This is a genomic window from Deltaproteobacteria bacterium, assembly GCA_021159305.1.
GTDB lineage: Bacteria > Campylobacterota_A > Desulfurellia > JAGGSF01 > JAGGSF01 > JAGGSF01.
The window spans coordinates 1-22,632 of sequence record JAGGSB010000087.1 but is presented as its reverse complement, the minus strand read 5'-3'; the positions used below and the strand labels follow the sequence as shown (position 1 = coordinate 22,632).

20 protein-coding genes and 4 tRNA genes are annotated in these 22,632 nt (G+C 36.6%); 18 read left to right on the top strand and 6 right to left on the bottom strand.

Going from position 1 to position 22,632, the window contains the following annotated elements; translation table 11 throughout:
- Window positions 1-24: 24 nt before the first annotated feature.
- From J7J10_05570 to J7J10_05485, 18 genes are all read left to right on the top strand, one after another.
- Window positions 25-330 (top strand): c-type cytochrome, encoded by a 306-nt coding sequence (locus J7J10_05570; GenBank protein MCD6130396.1) that lies wholly within the window; start codon window positions 25-27, stop codon window positions 328-330.
- 209 nt (window positions 331-539) lie between these two features.
- A complete protein-coding gene (dnaA, locus tag J7J10_05565) occupies window positions 540-1,829 on the top strand; it encodes a chromosomal replication initiator protein DnaA (GenBank protein MCD6130395.1) in 1,290 nt (429 codons plus the stop codon).
- Between the two features lie 126 nt (window positions 1,830-1,955).
- Window positions 1,956-3,053 (top strand): DNA polymerase III subunit beta, encoded by a 1,098-nt coding sequence (gene dnaN / locus J7J10_05560; GenBank protein MCD6130394.1) that lies wholly within the window; start codon window positions 1,956-1,958, stop codon window positions 3,051-3,053.
- Window positions 3,046-5,418, top strand: coding sequence for a DNA topoisomerase (ATP-hydrolyzing) subunit B (gene gyrB / locus J7J10_05555; protein ID MCD6130393.1), 2,373 nt, complete (start codon window positions 3,046-3,048; stop codon window positions 5,416-5,418). Before dnaN ends, gyrB begins: the two co-directional genes overlap by 8 nt.
- 1 nt (window position 5,419) lies before the next feature.
- A complete protein-coding gene (gene gyrA / locus J7J10_05550; GenBank protein MCD6130392.1) occupies window positions 5,420-7,795 on the top strand; it encodes a DNA gyrase subunit A in 2,376 nt (791 codons plus the stop codon).
- A 4-nt stretch (window positions 7,796-7,799) separates the two neighbouring features.
- Window positions 7,800-8,771, top strand: a complete 972-nt coding sequence (locus tag J7J10_05545) for a polyprenyl synthetase family protein (protein MCD6130391.1) — start codon at window positions 7,800-7,802, stop codon at window positions 8,769-8,771.
- A gap of 1 nt (window position 8,772) precedes the next feature.
- Complete coding sequence (locus J7J10_05540; protein MCD6130390.1) at window positions 8,773-10,086, top strand: glutamyl-tRNA reductase; 1,314 nt, start codon at window positions 8,773-8,775, stop codon at window positions 10,084-10,086.
- On the top strand, window positions 10,083-10,961 hold the full coding sequence (gene hemC, locus J7J10_05535; protein ID MCD6130389.1) for a hydroxymethylbilane synthase: 879 nt from the start codon (window positions 10,083-10,085) through the stop codon (window positions 10,959-10,961). Before J7J10_05540 ends, hemC begins: the two co-directional genes overlap by 4 nt.
- The gene (locus tag J7J10_05530; protein MCD6130388.1) at window positions 10,954-11,937 is read left to right on the top strand and encodes a uroporphyrinogen-III synthase; all 984 of its coding nucleotides are present in this window, start codon (window positions 10,954-10,956) and stop codon (window positions 11,935-11,937) included. Before hemC ends, J7J10_05530 begins: the two co-directional genes overlap by 8 nt.
- Window positions 11,912-12,724: a transketolase gene (locus J7J10_05525; protein ID MCD6130387.1), complete on the top strand. Its 813-nt coding sequence runs from the start codon at window positions 11,912-11,914 to the stop codon at window positions 12,722-12,724. The genes J7J10_05530 and J7J10_05525 overlap by 26 nt, the downstream gene beginning before the upstream one ends.
- Window positions 12,711-13,634: a transketolase family protein gene (locus J7J10_05520; protein MCD6130386.1), complete on the top strand. Its 924-nt coding sequence runs from the start codon at window positions 12,711-12,713 to the stop codon at window positions 13,632-13,634. The genes J7J10_05525 and J7J10_05520 overlap by 14 nt, the downstream gene beginning before the upstream one ends.
- Window positions 13,616-14,302 carry an ABC transporter ATP-binding protein gene (locus J7J10_05515; GenBank protein MCD6130385.1) on the top strand — a complete coding sequence of 229 codons (687 nt, stop codon included), beginning with the start codon at window positions 13,616-13,618 and terminating at the stop codon, window positions 14,300-14,302. Before J7J10_05520 ends, J7J10_05515 begins: the two co-directional genes overlap by 19 nt.
- Entirely contained in the window at window positions 14,274-15,125 is an 852-nt protein-coding gene (locus J7J10_05510; protein MCD6130384.1) for a permease-like cell division protein FtsX, read from the top strand. Before J7J10_05515 ends, J7J10_05510 begins: the two co-directional genes overlap by 29 nt.
- Window positions 15,112-16,269 (top strand): M23 family metallopeptidase, encoded by a 1,158-nt coding sequence (locus tag J7J10_05505; protein ID MCD6130383.1) that lies wholly within the window; start codon window positions 15,112-15,114, stop codon window positions 16,267-16,269. The genes J7J10_05510 and J7J10_05505 overlap by 14 nt, the downstream gene beginning before the upstream one ends.
- On the top strand, window positions 16,266-17,507 hold the full coding sequence (locus J7J10_05500) for a S41 family peptidase (GenBank protein ID MCD6130382.1): 1,242 nt from the start codon (window positions 16,266-16,268) through the stop codon (window positions 17,505-17,507). The genes J7J10_05505 and J7J10_05500 overlap by 4 nt, the downstream gene beginning before the upstream one ends.
- 3 nt (window positions 17,508-17,510) lie before the next feature.
- Window positions 17,511-18,383 carry a divergent polysaccharide deacetylase family protein gene (locus tag J7J10_05495; GenBank protein MCD6130381.1) on the top strand — a complete coding sequence of 291 codons (873 nt, stop codon included), beginning with the start codon at window positions 17,511-17,513 and terminating at the stop codon, window positions 18,381-18,383.
- The gene (gene tsaD / locus J7J10_05490) at window positions 18,371-19,357 is read left to right on the top strand and encodes a tRNA (adenosine(37)-N6)-threonylcarbamoyltransferase complex transferase subunit TsaD (GenBank protein MCD6130380.1); all 987 of its coding nucleotides are present in this window, start codon (window positions 18,371-18,373) and stop codon (window positions 19,355-19,357) included. The genes J7J10_05495 and tsaD overlap by 13 nt, the downstream gene beginning before the upstream one ends.
- A gap of 8 nt (window positions 19,358-19,365) precedes the next feature.
- Window positions 19,366-20,325, top strand: coding sequence for a 6-phosphofructokinase (locus J7J10_05485; GenBank protein MCD6130379.1), 960 nt, complete (start codon window positions 19,366-19,368; stop codon window positions 20,323-20,325).
- Here the strand turns inward: J7J10_05485 and J7J10_05480 are convergent.
- The 6 genes from J7J10_05480 to J7J10_05455 form a co-directional block, all read right to left on the bottom strand.
- A tRNA-Asp gene (locus J7J10_05480) sits at window positions 20,326-20,402 on the bottom strand.
- An 8-nt stretch (window positions 20,403-20,410) separates the two neighbouring features.
- Window positions 20,411-20,482, bottom strand: a tRNA-Val gene (locus J7J10_05475).
- A gap of 9 nt (window positions 20,483-20,491) precedes the next feature.
- Window positions 20,492-20,767, bottom strand: a complete 276-nt coding sequence (locus J7J10_05470; protein MCD6130378.1) for an HU family DNA-binding protein — start codon at window positions 20,765-20,767, stop codon at window positions 20,492-20,494.
- Between the two features lie 20 nt (window positions 20,768-20,787).
- A tRNA-Glu gene (locus J7J10_05465) sits at window positions 20,788-20,864 on the bottom strand.
- A 19-nt stretch (window positions 20,865-20,883) separates the two neighbouring features.
- Window positions 20,884-20,958, bottom strand: a tRNA-Lys gene (locus J7J10_05460).
- A gap of 133 nt (window positions 20,959-21,091) precedes the next feature.
- Entirely contained in the window at window positions 21,092-22,444 is a 1,353-nt protein-coding gene (locus J7J10_05455; GenBank protein MCD6130377.1) for an FAD-dependent oxidoreductase, read from the bottom strand.
- Window positions 22,445-22,632: the final 188 nt, after the last annotated feature.

Here is a 22,632-nt window from a genome sequence, read left to right as displayed (position 1 = left end):
GTAAAAACATCCAAGGAGGTTTTTATGAAAAAGTTCATTTGTTTAGCAGCGGCAGTGTTGTTTGTAGCTGGTGCTTCCTCTTTGAGTTTTGCTCAAGATGTAGGTGCTGGTAAAGCGATCTATAATGGAAAAGGAATGTGTAAGGCTTGTCACGGTAAAGATGGTTCTAAACCATTCAAATTAACAAAACTCTTTAAGGGAGAAACTTATACTGTGCAGGAATTAAAAGAATGGATAGGCAAAGAAGCACAGATGAAGATGTTGAAAGGTAAGCTGACGGAAAAAGAGTTGGCAGATGTAAATGCATATACGAATACTCTAAAGAAATAAAACCCTTCTACCAGAGGCCCCATTGTCTATCTAATGGATGATGGGGCCAGGATCTGCTTCCCTTTTTTATACTTAATATGAACGGCAGTTAGCCCCACAGATTGTCTCCTTATTTTCTTAATAAGGATAATCATTGCCGTAAAAACTCCGATTTTTACAGCAATTCACTTGCTTGAAAAAAACCCACCAAAAATATATAATCTAAAAACATGTGGGATAAATTGTGTGACGAACTATACAAGCAATACGGGAAGGAATGTGATGTGTGGATATCACAAATTACAGAGAAAAAAATTGACGGGGAAGACTTTGTCTTTTCTGTCCCTAATCTTTTTGTACAAAAATGGATAGAAAATCACTACTTAGATATGATGGAAAAAATATTAGAGAAAATAAAAGGTAAAAAGGTAAAAATAAAGATAAAAAATAGTGAGTATACAAGGAAACAAAATAAAAAGAAGGATAATATTAGTAGAAAATATACATTTGACAATTTTGTAGTTGGCCCCAATAATCAATTAGCCTATGCCGCCAGTTATGCTGTAGCCGAACATCCTGGTGAAGCTTATAATCCACTGTTTATATACGGCGGAGTGGGTTTAGGAAAAACACATCTTCTGCATGCCATTTATAACCACACCTATAACATAAACGATAATTTAAATATTATTTATATTTCCAGTGAAGAATTTACCAATGAACTCATCACATCTATTCAAAACAAGACAATGTTAGAGTTTAGAAATAAATATAGAAACATAGACTTACTTCTTATAGATGATATACAATTTATCTCTGGCAAAGAGAGAACAGCAGAAGAGTTTTTTCACACATTTAATACACTATACGAAGGACAAAGACAAATTGTGATTACCTCAGATAATCCCCCCGCTCTTATTCCTGATATAGAAGATAGATTAAAATCACGATTTAACTGGGGGCTTATTGTGGATATCCAGCCACCAGAGCTTGAAACACGAATAGCTATTATTAAAAGAAAAGCACAATTTAATAATATAGAAATAAGTGATGATGTAATAAACCTTTTAGCAAAATATATAGATACAAATGTGAGAGAAATAGAAGGTGTACTTATAAAAATCGGTGCCTACTCCTCAATTATAAAGCACCCTATAGACCTTGAATTCGCAAAAAATGTTCTTAGCGAAGAGATTGCTTATAAAAAAGAAAAATTAAGCATGGAGAATATTCAACAAGCTATCGCCGACAACTACCATATTACATTAGATAATATGTTGTCCCGTAAAAGAAATAAAGAAATTATTAAGCCGCGAAAAATTGCCATATATCTAATAAGAAAACTAACTAACCACTCTCTATCGGAAATTAAATCAAAATTTAACATAAATAGTCATGCAACAATTATCCACGCTGTTAAAAAAATAGAAGATTCAATACAAAAAGATGAAGTTTTTAGACATGAAATAGAAAATTTAGAAAAAAATTTACCCGTTATGTCAAAAAATAAACATTTATGAACATATTTATAAACAATAACAATCCCATATTTAACAAATTAAAAATATATTTAAACAAAAATAACCCCCCTTACTACAACTACTATCTTTTTAATAAATACTATAGTAAGAATAATAGGAGAAAACATGTTTATTGAATTATCGACAAAAGAACTAAAAAAAACATTATACAATTTATTATTAACTGCATCTAAAGATAAAAACTCAATTTTTAGTTCCACCCTTATGGAAGTGAATGGAGACGAAGTATTTTTGAGTTCAACCAATCTCATTACAAAATTCAAAACGGTAATAAAAGTCTCAGAAACAGACACTCAACAGCTAATATTATGTATAAATACAGAAAAACTATACAACACAGTAAAACAAATTACAGAAGACCACACCAAGCTAAATATAACAGATAAAACAATAAATATTCTAAGTTCTCATTTTAAAGCTCAATTAAAAAGAGAAGATGAAACTCTATACCCAAAACCTACAAAAGAAGAAAAAGAGAGTGTAGGAACAATTAAAAGCGAAACAATTAAAAAACTCATCTATTTTACTGCTTTTTCCTCAGGTAAAAACAGCATAAATCAGGAGTATAATGGTATATTTTTTAAATCAACAGAGAACGATATTACAACTGTTGCTACAAATGGTTATAGGTTAGAAGAAACAAAAAAAACAGAACTAGATAATGAAGAAAAGTTAAATGAAGCACAATTTCTAATAGATATTGATGGAGCAATCCTACTACAACATTTATTAGAAAATGGAAAAACTACAATAAGTATAAGTGATAAAAATATATATTTTAACCATAATAATAATGAAATACAAATAAGACTAATACAAGCTGTATTTCCAGATTATAAAGCTATTATACCAGAGATAAAAAAGGATATTATTGTAAAAACCAAAGAATTAAGGGATGCTATTAACTCAGTACTTATAATAAATCCAAAGGGTTTTATTGATATTTCTTCTAATAAAGAGGGTCAACTCAAAATTACCTCCAATAACGAGGAAGGCGAAATAATAGATTACATCTTAAATGAAGTAAAAATTAGCGATACCATCCAATTTACAATTAACGGAAAATATGTAATAGATTTCCTTAAATTAATACAAAGTGAATACATAACTATAACATTTAATAATAAAAATTCTCCCATCCTATTTTCTACTATAGATGAACCATATTATTATAAATACATGGTGGTTCCAATAAATGATTAATCTTAAGGTGGAAGAAATGAAATACGGTGCATTAAACATAAAAATTCTAAAAGGATTGGAAGCGGTAAGAAAAAGGCCATCTATGTATATAGGAGGGATAGGAATAGAGGGATTGCACCATCTTGTTTATGAAGTAGTAGATAATTCTATTGATGAGGCAATGGAGGGTTTTTGTAATGAAATTATAATTACTATACATTCTGATAATAGCATAACAATAACGGATAACGGTCGTGGTATACCTGTAGATATTCATCCTCAAGAGAAAATACCGGCTGCCACACTCGTTTTAACAACATTACACTCCGGCGGGAAATTCGATAAAAAGAGTTATCAAATATCAGGTGGACTTCATGGTGTTGGTATATCTGTTGTAAATGCACTTTCTGAGAGTCTCGTTCTTAAAGTATATAGAAATAATTTTGTATACCTTCAGGAATTCAGTAAAGGGAAGGCTATAACGGACCTGAAAAAAATAGGCCATACAAGTAAGAGGGGAACAAGTATTACATTTCTTCCGGATAAAGAAATATTCGGTGATATCCAATTTAATTACGAATTTTTATCGGGTAAATTAAGAGAATTGGCTTTTTTAAATAAAAAAATTAGGATAAAACTAATCAATGAGAGAACGCAGGATGAGAATGAATTTTACTATAAGGAAGGTATAGTTTCATTTGTGGAATTTATTTGTAAAAATAAAACACTACTTTTTAAAAAACCTATCTATTTTCAAGTAGAAGAAAATGACATAAAGATAGAATTGGCACTTATATACACTACATCTTATAATTCTATTATTTACTCTTTTGTAAATTCTATAAATACCCAGGAAGGGGGTACACACTTTTCCGGATTTAAAAATGCTTTAACTAGATCAATTAATAATTTTGGTGTTAATACAGAAATACTTAAGGGGCTAACCTTGACTGGTGATGATGTAAGGGAGGGATTAATGGGAATCCTTTCTTTAAAGGTAGCCAATCCACAATTTGAAGGGCAGACAAAGACAAAACTGGTAAATTTAGAGGTAAAAGGTATTGTGCAGAGCCTGGTCTATGATAAGTTAAAAGAATACTTCGAGGAATTTCCCGACATAGGTAAAATTATTATAGAAAGGGCATTGCAAGCCTATAGGGCTAGGGAGGCAGTAAGAAAAGCAAGGGAATTAGTGAGGAAAAAAACAGACTTAGAGGGAAGGACCTTACCTGGTAAACTTGCTGATTGTCAGGAGAAAGATCCAGCCCGAAGAGAACTCTTTTTGGTAGAGGGGGATTCTGCTGGTGGTTCAGCAAAACAAGCCCGGGACAGGAGATATCAAGCTATCCTTCCTTTAAAAGGTAAAATATTAAATGTGGAGAGAGCGCGAGTAGATAAAATGCTTTCTTCGGAAGAAATAAGGAATATAATTATTGCTTTAGGAGTAGGGATAGGAGAAACACTTAACATACAAAAACTCAAATATAAAAAGATAATTATTATGACAGATGCAGATGTTGATGGTTCACACATACAAACACTTATTCTCACTTTATTTTTCAGATATTTAAGACCATTAATTGAAGCGGGACATATTTATATTGCCCAACCTCCACTATATAAAATAAAAGCAGGCAGAAAAGAGCTTTATATCCACACTGAGCGGGACATGAGGTCATTTTTAATTAATAAAGGACTAAAAGATATACAAATCATAACCAAAGATGGCATAATAAATGGAAAAGTATTAAGGAAATTTACGGACAAACTGTTTGTATATAGGGATATGGTTAAGAGATTAAAATTGAGATTTGGAGATGACAAAATAGTAAGATGTTTGGCAATGATAGATGAATCTTATTTAAATGATGAAAAAAAGATTATAGGCTATCTGTCCGATTATCTTGAAAGGGTGTGGGAGTGTAGGTTTGTAAAGATAAAAACAAGTGATATAGGGAAAGAGTTTATTTATGAAGGTAAAAATGGTATTAAGAAAGTATATATAGAAGATGATTTCTTTACTTCTCCGGAATTTCGTATATTAAGGAGATATTCCCCTTATAAAGATACAGGAATGCCGCCTTTTTTGTGTAAGATCGCAGACAACGAGGTCGAGTTTAGTACAATAGAGGGGATTTTAGATTTTGTAGAAAAGAAAGGGAAGGAAGGAATAGAGATTCAGAGATATAAGGGTTTAGGAGAGATGAATCCTGATCAATTATGGCAAACCACAATGGATCCTGAAAAAAGAGAGCTCTTGCAGATGAAAATAGGTGATGTAGCAGAAACGGAGGGAATGTTTACACTTCTTATGGGGGAAAAGGTGGAACCACGTCGGGAATTTATAAAAGAAAATGCTCATAAAGTAAGGTATTTGGATATTTAAGATGGAACAATTAATAGATATAAAAGAAAACCTACAAGAATCCTATATGGACTATGCAATGAGTGTTATCGTAGGCAGAGCAATCCCGGATGCTCGTGATGGTTTAAAACCTGTGCATAGGCGAATTTTATATGCTTGCCATGAACTCGGTTTTACACATAGTAAGCCACATAGAAAGTGCGCTCGTATTGTAGGTGATGTGATAGGAAAATATCATCCTCATGGAGATACTGCGGTATATGAAGCTTTGGTGCGTATGGCTCAAAATTTCTCTTTAAGGTATCCTTTGATAGATGGTCAGGGGAATTTTGGTTCTATAGACGGTGATCCACCGGCAGCTATGCGTTATACAGAAGCACGCCTATTGAATATTACTGAAGAGATGTTAAGAGATTTAGATAAGAATACGGTGGATTTTCGTCCCAACTATGACGATACATTAAAGGAACCGGTGATACTTCCATCATCCTTGCCGAATCTTTTGATTAATGGTAGTTCAGGTATTGCTGTAGGTTATTCATGTAATATGCCTCCTCATAATTTGAGAGAGGTTATAGATGCCACAATCTTTTACATAGAAAGAAAGGGTGAACTACAGGACCGTGAATTAATGGAATTTGTTAAAGGACCGGATTTTCCCACCGGCGGCATCATTGTAGGCAAGGATGGTATCAGAGATGCGTATAGTACGGGAAATGGAAAAATAAAGGTGCGAGCGAAGGTAAAGATAGAGGAAGAAAGGAAGAAAAAACGCATCGTCATTTACGAGATACCATTTTCTGTGAATAAATCCATTTTGGTACAATCCATTGCAAATCTAATAAAGGAAAACAGAATTGAAGGAATATTAGATTTGAGAGATGAATCCAGCAAGGAAGGTATAAGAATTGTGATTGAGCCAAAGAAGGGAGAAAACACATCCGTGCTCTTGAATAGACTTTATAAATTTACATCATTAGAAACGACATTCGGCATTCATATGCTGGCATTGGATAAGGGAGTACCTAAACTTCTTACGCTTAAGGCCTTAATTGGAATATTTGTAGAACATAGAAAGATTTGCGTAACACGCAGGACTAAATTTCTTTTAAAGAAAGCCGAGGAAAGAGCGCATATTTTAGAGGGTTTGGAAATTGCCTGCAACAACATTGAGGAAGTAGTGAAGATTATAAAATCATCGAAGACTACATCTGAGGCGAAAGAAAGGTTGATGGCCAAATTTGCCCTTTCTGTATTGCAGGTTCAAGCGATATTGGATATGAAGCTCTCTCGTTTGGTTTCATTGGAGAGAAAAAAAATACAGGAGGAACACGCCTCTTTATTAAAAGACATTGCTTATTATAAAAAAATTCTCTCTCGGGAAGATGAACTGTATAAAGTAATAGCCAATGAGCTTTTGGATATTAAGAAGAGATACGGAGATGATAGAAGAACATGGATAAAAGAGAGCGAGAAGGCTTTAAGTCTTGAAGATATAGTAAAACCAGAAGAGGTTGTTATAACCTGTACTCGGAGAGACTATGTAAAGAGAATTCCTGCAAGTAGTTTTATTCCTCAAGCTCGAGGGGGAAAGGGAAGAAAAGAGGCATTAAGAGCAGATGATGTGGGTTATCTTGTTGTCTCGGCGAACAATCTTGATTTATTATATTTTTTTACCAACTATGGCAGGGTATTTACCTTAAAAGCATATCTTATTCCAGAGGCAACCTTCTATGGCAAGGGCAAGCCTATGTCCACCATAATAAACCTACAAGAGGGCGAACAAATCAGGGCAGTTGTTTCTTTAGAGAAAGAAAAAGCGCCATATTTTGTATTTATTACAGAACAAGGAATTATAAAAAAGACAAAAGTATCTCTTTTAGATGGAGGTAAAAGCGGAAAGATAGCACTCTCATTAAAAAAAGGAGATTTTGTAGTTAAGGTATTTAATATAGACAAGGGAGATATACTTGCCTCTACTCACAAAGGTTTTTTAGGAAGATTTGATGTAGGTGATGTGAGGGAGATGGGAAGAGGTGCTCGGGGTGTCATAGGAATGAGATTAATAGGCGAGGATAAGGTGATTTCTGCTTGTAGAGGTTATGAGAATATTATCTTAGTTACAGAAAAAGGTTATGGTAAAAAGATATCTATAGATAAGATAAGAAAAACACATAGAGGTAGTAGAGGGGTGAAGGGCACAAATGTAGAGAAAGGCGGATATGTTGTGGAGGTGTTGCCGGACGTAAAAGGGAAAAATTTAATCATTATAACGAATAAGGGTAGGGTTATACGCATAGATACAAAAGATGTAAAGAAACTTTCTCGCGTAGCCTTAGGTGTTAGATTGCAGAAATTGGAAGAAGGAGATGTAATAGTAGGAGTGTCTTTGGTTTAGTAATATGGATAAAGATAGGTTAAAAAAAATTATATCTACGCACACTAAAAAGATAAATGAACAGTTGTATAAGATGTTTGTCCCCCAATCTTCTCTTACTCGGCAGGTTTTTAACCAGACAATTAAAACAGGGAAAAGGTTGAGACCATTATTGGTTGTTTATTCTGCTCTATGTTCAAACTATGAGGGGGATATGACACCATTATACAGGTTGGGAGCGATTATGGAACTGGTGCATACTGCATCGTTGTTGCACGATGATGTGATAGATGAAGCTGATGTGCGCAGAGGGGTTATCTCTTCTAACCGCTTGTTTGGGAATGAAGCATCTATTCTCGCCGGTGACTATATGTATTCTTTGGCTTATAATGTGGTTTTAGACTATGACAAGAAAATTGCCAAAAAAATATCAGAGGCAGCTTATACTCTTTCTGAGGGAGAAACAAAAGAGATAGAAAATACGGGAAAAACGGAACTGACGGAGAAAGAGTATTTAGAGATAATATATATGAAGACAGGTATTTTAATTGAAGCAAGTAGCGTTGTAGGAGCAATATTCTCCGGTTGTGACAAGGAGAGAATAGATTTATTCTCTGAGATGGGGAAAAATTTAGGTATTGCATTTCAGATCTATGATGATGTATTAGATTATATGGGAACCGAGGAAAAGATGGGAAAAGAGACGATGAAGGATATAAGAGAAGGTAAGGCAACTTTACCTTTAATACACAGCTTACATAATGATGATGGAGATCTGATGGATGCAGTGAGAAAATTGGAAAAATCTGACGCGAAAAAAGAAAACCTGTTAAAGATAAAGCGATTAGTAGAGGAGAGGAGTGGTATTGTGTATAGTTTAAAAAAAGCAGAAGATTATGCTGAGCGGGCAAAGAAAGCGATAAGTTTTATGGAAATTTCACCATTCAGAGAAGTTCTGGAGGCGTTGATAGATTATTCGGTAAATAGAGAACATTAGTATGAAACGTGTAATATTTGTTGTAGGGCTGAATCATAAGACATCCCCTTTCTCATTAAGAGAACAGCTCTCTTTTGATGCCGAGAATATAGATATACCGTTGAGGAAATTGTATGCTCAAAAGAGTATTGATGAGGTAATGATTCTCTCTACCTGTAATAGAGTAGAAATAATTGGAGCAACTAAGGACCCCTGTTTTTGTATAAGTAATACTCTGGATTTTATACAGGATTTTAAGGGTATAGCGAAAGAGAACATAACACCCTTTATTTACACAAGATTGGATGAAGAAGCGATAAGGCATGTGTTTAGAGTGACGTCTAGTTTAGATTCATTGATTGTAGGAGAACCGCAGATTTTAGGGCAGATGAAGGAAGCATATAGGTGTTCGGTGGAGTTTTCTACATCTGGGGTTTCCTTAAACAGACTGATGAGAAGGGCTTTTGGTGTGGCTAGAAGGGTGAGAAGGGAAACCCGGTTAGGCGAAAAACCTGTTTCTATAAGTTATGCGGCGGTAATTAAGATTAGGGAATTTTTTGGTGGTAGTATTGAGGGAAAGAAAGCGATGATAGTTGGCGTGGGAGAAATGGCTCAGCTATCCTTAAAATATCTTCTTGCGGGGCAGGCGAATGTGGCATACATTGTTGATAGGACACCAAAAAAAGCAGGAGAATTAGCTTTTAGCTGTGGAGCAAGAGCTATTTCACTGAATGAAATAGGAAGATTTATAAATGATGTGGATATGGTAATAACATCTACTGCTTCTCCACTACCCGTTATATTTAGAAAAGATGTGGAAAAGAAGGTAAAAAATCTGCTTATCATGGATATAGCTGTGCCGAGAGATGTTGAAGATGGTGTAGCCGATATTCCTGGGGTTTTTGTATATAACATAGATGAGCTGAAGGATATAGTGAATGAGGCAATTAAATTTAGAGAAGCTGATGCCCAGAAAGCAGAAAAACTTATCGAGCAAGAAGTAGAGAGTTATATTAGCTATACAGAGTCATTAGACTTTGAATTGGTAGTGGCAAAATTGAGGGAAAAGATCGATGTTTTGAAAAATCAGGAATTGGAAAAGTTGTATAAAAAATTAGGAAATAGAATAGAAGACAAGGATAAGATGTTGATAGGGGCTATGACTAAGTCTGTGCTCAATAAGCTTTTACATGAGCCCACGCAGAACATAAAAGATTTTCTCAATCATCCTGAAGGTGATCTTTACATAGAGGCAATAAAAAAGATTTTTGCTTTAGAAATCACCAGTGCCAGTCCGCACTGTTTCTTTGCTGAAACTGCCGATGCTAAAAAATGACAATTACTTTGGGAACAAGGGGTAGCAAATTAGCTCTTTGGCAAGCAAATGCAGTAAAAAAAGCAATTCTTGGTAACTTTCCAAATCTTTCAGTACAAATAAAGGTTATAAAGACAGAAGGAGACAGGTTTTTAGATAAGTCTTTATCCTTGTATGGAGGGAAAGGTTTGTTTGTGAAAATATTGGAAGAAAAACTTTTAAATGGGGAGATTGATATAGCTGTGCATAGTATGAAGGATGTTCCTGCGATTCTTTTCCCTCATCTTACTATTGCCGCTACTTTAAAAAGAGGAGAGCCATCCGATGTTATTTTGTGTAGAGATGGATATTTTAAAGATTTAAAAAGAGGAGCAGTGATTGGTACATCTTCTCTAAGAAGGATAGTTCAGTTGAAAGCCTTAAGAAAAGATCTTTGTTTTAAGGCCTTGAGAGGAAATGTGGATACGAGAATAAAAAAACTATTTAAAGGTGAATATGAAGCACTTGTTTTGGCAAAAGCAGCCATGAAGAGGCTTAACTTGAATATAAACATGGAGACATTGCCTATTGTCCCCGCTTGCGGACAAGGGATAATAGGAATAGAAACAATGGATACCTCGAATGTAAAGGGTATTGTGTATTCTATAAACGATAAGGAGACATTTGAATGTATCAGTGCGGAAAGAGAGTTTATACGCCTAATGGGAGCAGGATGCAATGATCCTATAGGTGCTTATGTTGCATCAAAAGGAGACGGGGCGACTTTATCTGTGATGTATGCTGTAAAAGAAGACAAAGAATGGAAGATGTTTAACTTTGTAGAAGAAAGTTCTTGTATGAAGGAGCTTCCGGAAAGGTGTGCAAAGAAGATGAATAAATTGATAAAAGATGGATAGAGAAGTTTTTGTGCTAAATTCTTTGCCTTTATATCTTGTTCCAGAAAAACTAAGGAAGTCTTTAGAAATTGCAAAACGCATTTTCATTCAGGATGGCCTTTCGCCTAACATGCTTCTCTTTTGCAGGGAGGAGACAGAGGTTGTGTTTTTTAAGGATGCCTCTGAGGCGGAAAAGAAAGAAGGATTGATCCTTATGAACAGCAAAACAAACAAAGAAGAAAATACATTGGATAAGAAGCATGTCTTTCTCTCTATGTCAAAATATGATTTGATAAATGTTACGGTTGAGCTGGAGCATGATGGAAATTGCGTTTACCCCTTTCCCTCTATATCGTTTAAACCTCTTGTTAAAGAGGTTAAAATTCCTGATGTAGACTGGATTATCTTTACCAGTAAAGTGGGAGTGAATTATTTTTTCAGATTTTTAAATGATGATATAAAAAAATTGGATGCTATAAAAATTGCTTGTGTGGGCAAAAAAACAGAGGAAGTCTTAAATAATTTTGGAGTACGAGCGGCCGTTGTTCCTAAAACCTTTAAAGGCGAAAAATTGGTTGAGGCTTTAGCCGAGTCGGATATAAGGGGCAGAAGGGTACTTCTTGCCCAGGCAGAGAAAACGAGAGGTGTTTTAGAACGGGAATTGAAGAAGAGGGGGGCGGAAATAAAGGTACTTTCTCTGTATAGAAACATTATTCCCCCTTTATGCTATGCTTTTGTTAAGAGGGCAAAGAATGTAAGTTATATCGATTATGCTATGTTTACCAGTCCTTCTACGGTTCAGCATACAATTGAGTTGTTTGGTGATATGTGGAAAGATTGGAGTAAAAATGTAGGCTTGTTTGTAGCGATAGGGCCGGTGACGGCAAAGGTTTTAAAGGATTGGGGAAAAGTAGTTTATCCACAAGATTTTACCATTCAAAATATGTTAGAATTTATTTATAGGAGAAAAGATGGAAGACTTGGAAAAGATAGCTAAGGAGATCAGAAAGGACATTCTTTTGATGCTCAATATAGCAGGATCGGGGCATGTGGGAGGTTCATTGTCTTGTGTGGAGATATTGGTTAGTCTTTATTTCAAGGTTATGAGTTATGACGCGAAAAAACCATCTGATGAAAACAGGGATAGGTTTGTTTTATCTAAAGGACATGCTGCGCCTGCTTTGTACGCTGTATTGAGTAAGGCCGGTGTTTTCGCCCGTGATATGTTGTGGACATTGAGAAAATTGGGTAGTCCCTTACAAGGACATCCAGATTCTAAATATTTGCCGGGGGTAGAAGCTTCTACCGGTTCGTTGGCTCATGGTTTACCCCAGGCTTGTGGAATGGCTTTAGCCGGGAAATTGGACAAAAATCCATTTCGTGTTTATTGTTTGATGGGTGACGGAGAGATGGATGAAGGGCTGGTTTGGGAGGCTTTTATGTCCGCTTCCCATTATAAATTGGATAATCTATGTGTAGTTATAGATAACAATACTTTACAGATAGATGGAAGATGCAGGGATGTGATGAACATCTATCCTCTGGAGGAGAAATTTAAGGCCTTTGGCCTTTATACAAAATCTGTTGATGGGCACAAATTTTCTGAATTGATAAGTGCATTTGAAGAGGCGAAAAACAATAAGGGATCACCCACTGTAATTATTGCCCATACTATAAAAGGTAAAGGGGTTTCATTTATGGAAGATAAAGTGGAGTATCATGGTGTAGCTCCAACAGATGAAGAATTGAAAAAGGCATTGGAGGAAATAGATGAAGGCGACTAGGGATGCTTATGGAGATGCATTGCTTGAATTGGGGAGAAAAGATAAAGATGTAGTGGCGTTGGATGCAGATTTAGCAGGTTCAACAAAGAGCGCTAAGTTTAAAGAAGCTTTTCCGGAGAGATTTTTTGATATGGGTATTGCAGAGGCAAATATGGTAGATACATCAGCGGGATTGGCTTTATGTGGCAAGAGACCCTATGCTTCCTCTTTTGCCGTATTTGTTACGGGAAGGGCATTTGAATCAGTGAGGCAATCTATTACATACCAAAGATTGCCTGTGGTTTTGTGCGGTTCTCATGGAGGGATAAATCTGGGTGAGGATGGAGGTAGTCATCAGGCAGTATTGGATATTTCTTTAATGAGAACTCTTCCCAATATGAAGCTTGTTGTTCCGGCGGATTATAATGAGACCTACACTGCTGTTTTATCTACCATTAAAAATGATGGACCGGTTTATATTAGAACATCTCGGGCTAAATCTCCTGTTTTTACGAAAGGCGATTTTGTTTTTGGTAGAGGGAAGGTGCTTAAGACAGGACGGGATGTAACATTGGTTGCTTGTGGATTTCTGGTATGGTATGCATTGGAAGCGGCCAAATTGCTGGAGGAAGAGGGAATAGATGCATCTGTAATAGATATGGCTACGGTGAAACCTATTGATGAAGAGATGCTTTATGATTTTGCTAAATCAACGAAAAAAATGGTAACCATAGAGGAACATACAATCTTTGGGGGTTTGGGTAGTGCGGTGGCAGAATTTTTGAGCGAACATTATCCTGTTAAACTAAAGCGTATAGGAATGCCCGATGTTTTTGGTGAATCGGGTAGTTGTGATGACCTTCTGTGTAAATTTGGGTTTAATGCAGTCGGTATTAGCAATACAGTGAGAGAATGGTTGAAGAAGAATTAGTTCTTTTGAAAGACATATATAAAACATACGATAGGGTCAACTGGGTCCTGCAAGGTGTAAATTTATACTTAAAAAAAGGCGATGTAATAAAGATTATAGGAGATGAAGGTTCTGGAAAAAGCACATTACTTAAGATTATTTTATGTAGTATTTACCCTGAAAGAGGTAGGGTGAACATAATGGGGGCGGATACATCCGAGTTGAAAAAGTATGAGCATATCTTATTGCTGAGACAATATATGAGCGTTTTTTTTGAGAATTTTCGCTTGTTTGAGTATATGAATGTCTTAGATAATCTTCTATTTATCAATAAGATGAGGGGTAGAAAAAAGACGGCATTTATGCCTTTGATAGAGCGGTTTTTGTCTCAATTAGATTTGAGAGATGTCTTTAAAAAAAAGGTTATATTTCTTTCTCCCGGAGAAAAAGCAAGGCTTTCTTTGGCTATGATCTTTTCTCTTGATGCCCCCATTATTTTAGCTGATGAGCCATTTAGGTGTCTTTCCCCTTCTTCTGTTGAAAAGGTGATAGATATAATAAAAGGGGACTTTTGTAAGGATAAGGGCATTCTTCTATTTTCTAGCAAAGAGCTTTCTTCATTGGAAGGAAAGAGCTTTGTGTTGAATGGTGGTAAATTATATGGGATATATAATCAAGATCCTCGGTAAAAATAAAACACTAAGCGGAACATGTTTTTTTACATCCTTTCTCCTTACCTTGGTGCTTGTTTTGCTTGTTTTGGTTTTTTTGCTTATCAATTGTCGGTTTAATGTAGTTAAATCTCGTGCTCATATGTATATCGTGTTTCATGAAAATACCCCATCTAAGAAGGTAGATGATGTTTGTATGCGTGTAAAAAGTAAAGAATGGATAAAATCATTACATCTCATTTCTTCAAAACAGGCTTTGAATATGGTGGAAAAGAATATGGGAGTGAAATTACCCAGGCATTTTTCCAATCCCCTCCCGTACTCTGCAGATATTTTTGTAAAACCTCGTTTCTTAAAAGAAAAAGAGATGAACAGTATAAAGAATGAGCTGCTTCAATATTCAAGTGTGGAGGATGTTCTCCTCCCGTCGCGACTTATTATGTCCTACGAGCATTCTTACAAGCATTTTCTATCCTTTTCTCTTCTGTTTTTATGTGGTTTTATTATAATAGAAATCGCCATTTTTTTATTAACGGGCAGGCTGTTTTATCTCGATTTAAGAGAAGATGTATTAACATTAAAACTTTTAGGATGTAGTTTAGAGAAAGTAAAACTACTTTTAATGAGTGGATTGTTTCTTGTAAGCTTTGCAGGGATAATCCTGGCTACAATTATATCCCTTGGGGTTGTTGTTTTTATAAGGGACTTTATACAGAATTTAGCGTTTTTGGGCAACTCTGATTTTCTATCCGCCTGTGGATTTTCTTTGATAGCAGTTTTGTTTAATGTATTCGTTTTGTTTTTATGTACGCTTTTCGCTGTAAGGAATGAAAAGCTTTAGTTTTCTGATTCTCTTGCTATTTTTCTTTTCTACAAATGTGTTTTGTGCAGATAAAACCACGCATATTCATACAGAATTAAAAGAAGTGAAGGGGAAAATAAAGAAGAAAACAAAGAAACTTAGTATAATTAGAGAGAAATATTTTAAGACAAAGAAAGAAATTATATCTATTGACAAGCGAATAGGAAAACTTCACGGAAAGATCAGGCAGGGGAAAACAGAAGTAAGAAAAATTGAAAAGCACATTGCGCTGTTACAAGGTAATATAGGATATTTAAAAAGAGAGATAGGAGACAACCGGGAGCTTTTAAACGCTCATTTTAAGACTTTTCTCGTCACATCTTTCAGGAAAGAGCAGTATGTTCCTTCTTGCAGAGATATATCTCCCTCCTGGACAATGTGTATGTTAGGGAAAACTGCCGATGTTTTTAAAGAAAGCATCTTGAAATATACAGGTAAACTGGAAAGACTGCAAAAAGATGAGAACTGGTTAAGAATACTTGTTTTTAGGAAGAAAAAAGCAATATCTCATATAAATGGGCAGGAAAAAGCGTTGATTCAAGAGAAAAAGAAAAAAGGTTATCTATTAGCATCACTTAAACATAGCAAAAGGATGTATGTATCTCAAGTTTACAAATTGAAAAAGAGAAGAAGATATTTAGAGGCATTGTTGGTAAAAATTGTTAAAGAGAAATTGAAGAAGAAGTATACATATAAAAAAGAAGCAGCAAGAAAACCCTTTTATTTACTTAAGAGGAAATTGATATTTCCAGTGAGAAGAGGTACAATAATTGGCGAATTCGGAAAGAAATATGATAAAGTAATAGGGATTTACACTAAGAATAACGGGATAGATATTAGTGTAGATAAAAAAGAGAGTGTTTATGCAGTTTATTCGGGATGTGTGGACTATGTGGGCGATGTACCAGGGTATGGTGGAACAATTATATTGAATCATTTGAATAAATATTATACTATCTATGCGGGGATGGATACCGTAGATGTAAGAGAACATGATACTGTAGTTGCAGGCAGACAGTTGGGGAAAGTGACAGAATGTTTGCATTTTGAGTTAAGAAAACGAATATTAGCATTGAATCCTTTGAATTGGTTGAATTGTAAAAATATAAGGAGAAAAAGATGAAAAGAAAAAACACTGGTTTTTTAATCTTTGTTTTTATTGTTGTATTATTTGCTTTGAGTGTTGTTTCTATTTCAGCTCGTGTAGAAAATAAAGGGAAATATGCCAAGCTGAAAACTTTTTCTGATGTGCTTGCGACTGTAGAGAAACAGTATGTTAAAGATGTGAACGATAAAGAACTTATAGGCTCAGCTATCAAAGGAATGGTGAGTTCTTTAGATCCTCACTCTTCCTATATGAATGAGGACGAATTTAAAGAATTAGAGGTTTTAACGAAGGGAAAATTTGGTGGTGTAGGAATAGAGATAACAATTAAGGATAAATTGCTCACAGTAATTTCTCCCATAGAAGATACGCCTGCTTATAGAGCGGGGGTGAAAGCAGGCGATATAATTATGCGTATAGATGGCAAGAGTACCCTGGGTATGTCATTGAAGGAAGTGGTAAAGATTTTAAGAGGAAAACCCCAGACAAAGGTTAAAATAACGGTGTCCAGGGAAGGGATTAAGAAGCCCATAGATATTGTCATTGTGAGGGATATAATTCATATAAAGAGTGTAAAGTATGAGATGATTTCTCCTAAAATTGGTTATATTCATATATTACAGTTTCAGGATGGAACAGCAAAGGAAACGAAAAAGGTTTTGAAAAAATTTTCTGGAAAGATAAATGGGTTAGTTATTGATTTGAGAAACGATCCAGGGGGACTTCTAAAGGAGGCGATTGGAAACGCAGACCTGTTTATAAAAGATGGCTTGATTGTTTCCACTAAAGGGAGGGTGAAAACGCAAGACAAGATGTATTATGCTAAGAATAGTGGAGATGAGCCTACTTATCCGATTGTGATTTTGATAAATGGTGGTTCAGCCAGTGCATCGGAGATTTTTGCCGGTTGCCTTCAGGATCACAAGAGAGCTATTATTATGGGAACAAAGAGTTTTGGTAAGGGAAGTGTGCAGACGATATTCCCAATGGGAGATGGTTCTGCGCTTAGCCTTACTACGGCAGAATATTATACGCCATCTGGAAGATGCATTCAGGCTTTAGGTATTACTCCTGATATATATGTGCCGCAGGGCAAATTAGAGATAAAGGAAAACAAAGTATTAAGGGAAGAAAATCTACCCCACCATCTTGAAGCTTTAAGAAAGGCAGAAACTAAAACCAAAAAAGTAGAGGATTATCAGCTTTCCAGAGCTATTGGTCTCTTAAAGGCTATTGAAATTATAAAGCACAAGTAGGAAATGAAAAGAGCCCTTCAAATTATTATTTATCTTTATTGCGTAGGTACCGTAGTATACTTTGTGGGGAATTATGTTCACAGAAAAAAACAGGTATCACTGCCAGTGGCAACGGTTAAATTATCAAAGTTACCTAAAGAAAAAGCTACGATCAAGAAACTGGAACCTAAGAAAATTGCATTAACGAATGTAGAGAAAAAAGTCTTTAAGGGGAAAATTTCTATTATTATTGATGATGTGGGATACGACGAAAGGTTGGCGTTGATGTTTGCTCGACTTAACATTCCTCTTGCCTTTTCTTGTCTTCCTTATGCTCCTCATACGGGGAAAATTGCGAACAAGCTTCATGAGATGGGTTATACAGTGATGTTGCATATGCCTTGTGAACCCATTCATCATCCGTTTCACGGCTTAGGCCCGGGGGCATTGTTTGTTGATGCATCAGAGGAAGAAATTACCAAAAGATTGGAGAAGGCATATAAAAATGTACCTTTTGCCGAGGGATTGAATGTTCATGAAGGTTCTCAGTTTAGTCAGTCTGCGGACAAGATGGATGTAATGATGCGATTTTTAAAACAAAAATCCCTATTCTTTGTGGACAGTATGACTACACCTTATAGTATTGGTTATTTAGAGGCAGAGGACGAAGGCATTCCTTTTGCCAGGAGGGATGTATTCTTAGATAATGTAAAAGACGTTTCCTGTATTAAAAAACAATTGAACAATGCGTTATATACTGCTAGAGAGAAGGGTCGGATAATAGCCATTGCTCATTGTAATAAAATAACATATGAGGCGTTGAGAGAGTCCATTGGCGTTTTGAATGAAAGTAATATTCGGATTGTGGATATAAAGAGGAATTTATGTACATTTTAGGTATAGATACTTCCTGTGATGATACCTCCTGTGCTGTGTTGGAAGATACAATATTGAAATCTAATGTGATTATTGACCAGAATGAAGTGCATGCACGATTTGGAGGAGTAGTCCCAGAAATGGCTGCTCGTATGCATACCGAGGCAATTTCTCTTTGTGTAGAGAAAGCGATGGCGGAGGCAGGTGTTTCTCAAATAGATATGGTAGGGGTTACTGTAGGTCCGGGGCTTATGCCCTCTTTGTTGGTTGGTGTTTGTTTTGCTAAAGCGTTTTGTTATGAAAGAGACATTCCTATAGTGTCGGTAAACCATATAGAGGGGCATATCAACGCCATATTTTTGGAGCACAATGTTGAATATCCATTTTTGGTATTGGTTGTCTCCGGAGGTCATACACATCTTTATTTGGTTTCAGGTGAGAAAAATTATAACCTTTTGGGAAAAACATTGGATGATGCGGCAGGAGAGGCATTTGATAAAGTTTCGCGTTTGTTGGGCTTTTCCTTTCCAGGTGGACCAGTTATTGACAGCTTGTCAAAAACAGGAAGTGCTACATTCTTTAATATTCCCAGGGCTTTGGAGAAAAAAGAAACATTGAATTTCAGTTTCAGTGGCGTAAAAACGGCTGTCAAAAAGTGTGTTGAAAACTTGGGTAAATTGTCAAAAACCGATGCGGCAAACATTGCTGCTTCTTTTCAGGAATCCGTGGTTGATGTAATAGTAAAGAGGCTTTTTAAAGCGGCAGATATAACAGGGGCAAGAAGAATGGTAATAGGCGGTGGCGTTGCCTGTAACTCTCGCTTAAGGGAAGTACTTTATGACATGTGTGATAGAAAGAATATTGAAATTTACTTCCCTTCTCCCAATCTATGTATGGACAATGGAGCTATGATCGCTATGGTTGCATATAAAAATAAGGATCGGGCTACTTTTGATTATAATAGCATAGATGCTGAACCACATTTAAATTTGTGAGGAGAAAGATGAAAAGAATAGCTGTTTTGACCAGTGGAGGGGATTGTTCGGGGATGAATGCAGCAATAAAAGGTGTTGCAGTAGAAGCTTTTATGAACAATGTAGAGGTGGTATCTATTCTTGAGGGCTATAAAGGTTTGGTCAATGGCAATTGTAAAAAGATAGATTTTGAGGTTATTGAGGATGCGGTTCAAAAAGGGGGGACATTTTTAATGACATCTCGCTATCCTCAATTTAAAGAAGAACATGTTTTTAAAAAGGCTTTAAATGTAATAGCTAAAAACGGCATAGAAGGATTGGTTGTAATTGGTGGCAATGGTTCAATGAGAGGAGCGGAAAAGTTATATAAGGCAGGTGTTCCTGTAGTTGGCATACCAGCTTCTATTGACAACGATATATATGGGACAGATATAGCATTAGGGGTGGATACGGCTTTAAATGTAATTATCCAGGCTCTGGATATTATACGATATACCGCCTCTTCTCACGGCAGAGCATTCGTGGTGGAAACTATGGGAAGAAAGTGCGGTTATTTAGCGGCAACAACTGCTCTTGCCTCAGGGGCAGATGCGGTACTTATTCCCGAGGTAAAGTTTGATGTAGATTCCATAATAGAACGGTTAGGAAAAGAGCACAAAAGTGGTAAAACCTATAGTATTATAATAGTGTCGGAAGGAACAAGAGCCACGGGAGAAATGCTGGGTAAATTAAGAGATGCAGGATTTGATACAAGGATGACAGTGTTGGGGCATATACAGCGTGGTGGTTCTCCTACGGTATTTGATAGATTGTTAGCTTTCCGTTTTGCTGTAAAGGCGACAGAGAGTCTTTTGAAAGGAAAGTACGGATGTATGGCAGGATTGAACAGATCCAGAGTGACATGTACTTCAATAGAAAAGGTAGTTACTCATAAAAGAGGTATAGAGGATAAAAAACTACTCCAGTTTGCAAAGAAGAAATCCCGTTAATGGCGGGGCCGACGGGACTTGAACCCGCGACCTCCGGCGTGACAGGCCGGCGTTCTAACCAGCTGAACTACAGCCCCGTTTGCAGTGGGCAAGGCAGGATTTGAACCTGCGACTTCCTGCTTGTAAGGCAGGCGCTCTTCCCCTGAGCTACTCGCCCTTTCTTTTGTTACTTATTAACTATTTCCTTAAAAATCCTACCGCATTTAAACTTTGGCAACTTAGATGATTTAATGGTTATTTTCTCTCCGGTACGAGGATTTCTCCCTGTTCTCTGTGCTCTGTTACTGACATCAAAAGTGCCAAAACCTACGAAACTAACCTTTTCACCATTACTCACTGCATCCATAATTTGTTCAATGGCAGTATCAATTACTTCCTTTACACTGACCTTGCTTAAGTTTGTAGATTTAGCGATTTTACTTACCAAGTCTGCTTTTTTCATGATAACCTCCTTCTAATATTTGGCGTCCCCAGCGGGACTTGAACCCACGTTTTCGCCGTGAAAGGGCGATGTCCTTGGCCAACTAGACGATGGGGACAATCTTATAATAAAGAACTTGGTGAGCCGTGCAGGACTCGAACCTGCGACCAATAGCTTAAAAGGCTACTGCTCTACCACTGAGCTAACGGCCCTAGGTCACAGTCATAATATATATCTCTTTTTTGATTGTCAATACTGTTGTCCGTATAATTGCTTAACGCGCTACAAAAAATGATATTTGATTCAGATAATTTTGTTAGGAGGGGTAGCACCCCTCCTAAGTTACTATTTATTTTTGTTTACGACGCCGTTTTCTGCTGCCCATACTACATGGGTCACAAGTGGAGAACCAGTGAGAAGTGGATGTGTGGCAACCTGTCTGACTGCCAGCTCATCAGAGGTTAAACCACTCTGGATGGCTATAGAAATGGTATTTGCCATATCTGCTGCTCCCATACCACCTGCGACATGTCCACCGATGATCTTATTATCGCTCTTTCTGAATATGAGTTTTGCCTTCATGTTCATTGTGCAGCCGGGCAATCCTCCTGGATGTCTGTCCGGGGCTTGAATCTCTCCTATGTAGTAATCTATTCCGTTGTCTTTGCACATCTTTGTGGAAAAACCTGCTGCCCCGATGCAGAGGTCACCTATCTTAGTGGCAAATGCACCCACTGCCCCTATTGTTTGCCTATTCAATTTATACAGGTTACTGCCGGCAATTGCTCCTTCGGAGCAGGCAACGGAAGCAAGTCTGATGGGCACCAGATTTCCTGTGATAAAGGAGAACTTTGTTGCGCAATCACCGCAAGTGAAAACATCTTTATCAGAAGTTCTCATGTATCTATCTGCAAAGATACCCATTCTTCTGTCTACTTTAAGGCCAACCTTTTCTGCTAAATCTACCTCTGCTGCTGCACCAATGCCTATTATAACTACATCTGCCTTCACCTTTTGCCCTGTTGAAAGCTCAACTGCTTCTGCCTTGCCATTGCCTACAACAGTTTTGGCGCTTGCATTTAGAATGATATTTACACCGAGGCTTTTTAATTCTTCCTCTGCCCTAATGGCCATTTCCTCTTCACATGCCAAAAGCAGACAATGGGGTAAAAGTTCTACAATAGTAACATTGGGAATGCCTTTTTGCTTTATTTGTTCAGCCATTTCAACACCAATAAATCCACCGCCAATGACTACAACATCATTCACGCCTTCCAGGGCTTTACCAACTTCTTCCAAATACTTTGGGTCTTTTTTTATTGTGAAGACATTTTTTAGGTCCAACCCACCGATGGGAGGGACAAAAGGATGAGAGCCGGTGCCAAAAACTAACTTTTCATAAGAGTATTCATCCCCGCCCTCTAATTTTACTATCTTGCCTTTGGTGTCTACATCTATTGCGTTGTCGGTGAGCAGTTCTATTCCCTTACCCGTTAGAAGTTCATCAGGAATCTTATTCTTTTCCACACTACCACCCAGGTAACCATAGATGTAAGGAATGCCGCAGGGAACAACAGTGTAACTTACATCTCTTACGCAGGTAACCTTTTTCTCGGGGTACCAGTTGCGGCTTGCAACAGCTGCAGCTCCTGCTGCTGCGGAAGCACCAATGCAAAACACATCCGTAGACTTTCTCATCTAACACCTCCATTTTTAACATTTCTTAATTACTACTGTGACCATTCTACTGTGCTTTCATTAATTTATCAAGTTCTTTATTTTGAATTGTCATTTAAAAATTAAAAGTGAACTGTTTTTATTAGATTTACGATTTAAAAGTGAACACCTGATAAACCATAATCTAAGGCCAAAAGAGAGGGCTTTAG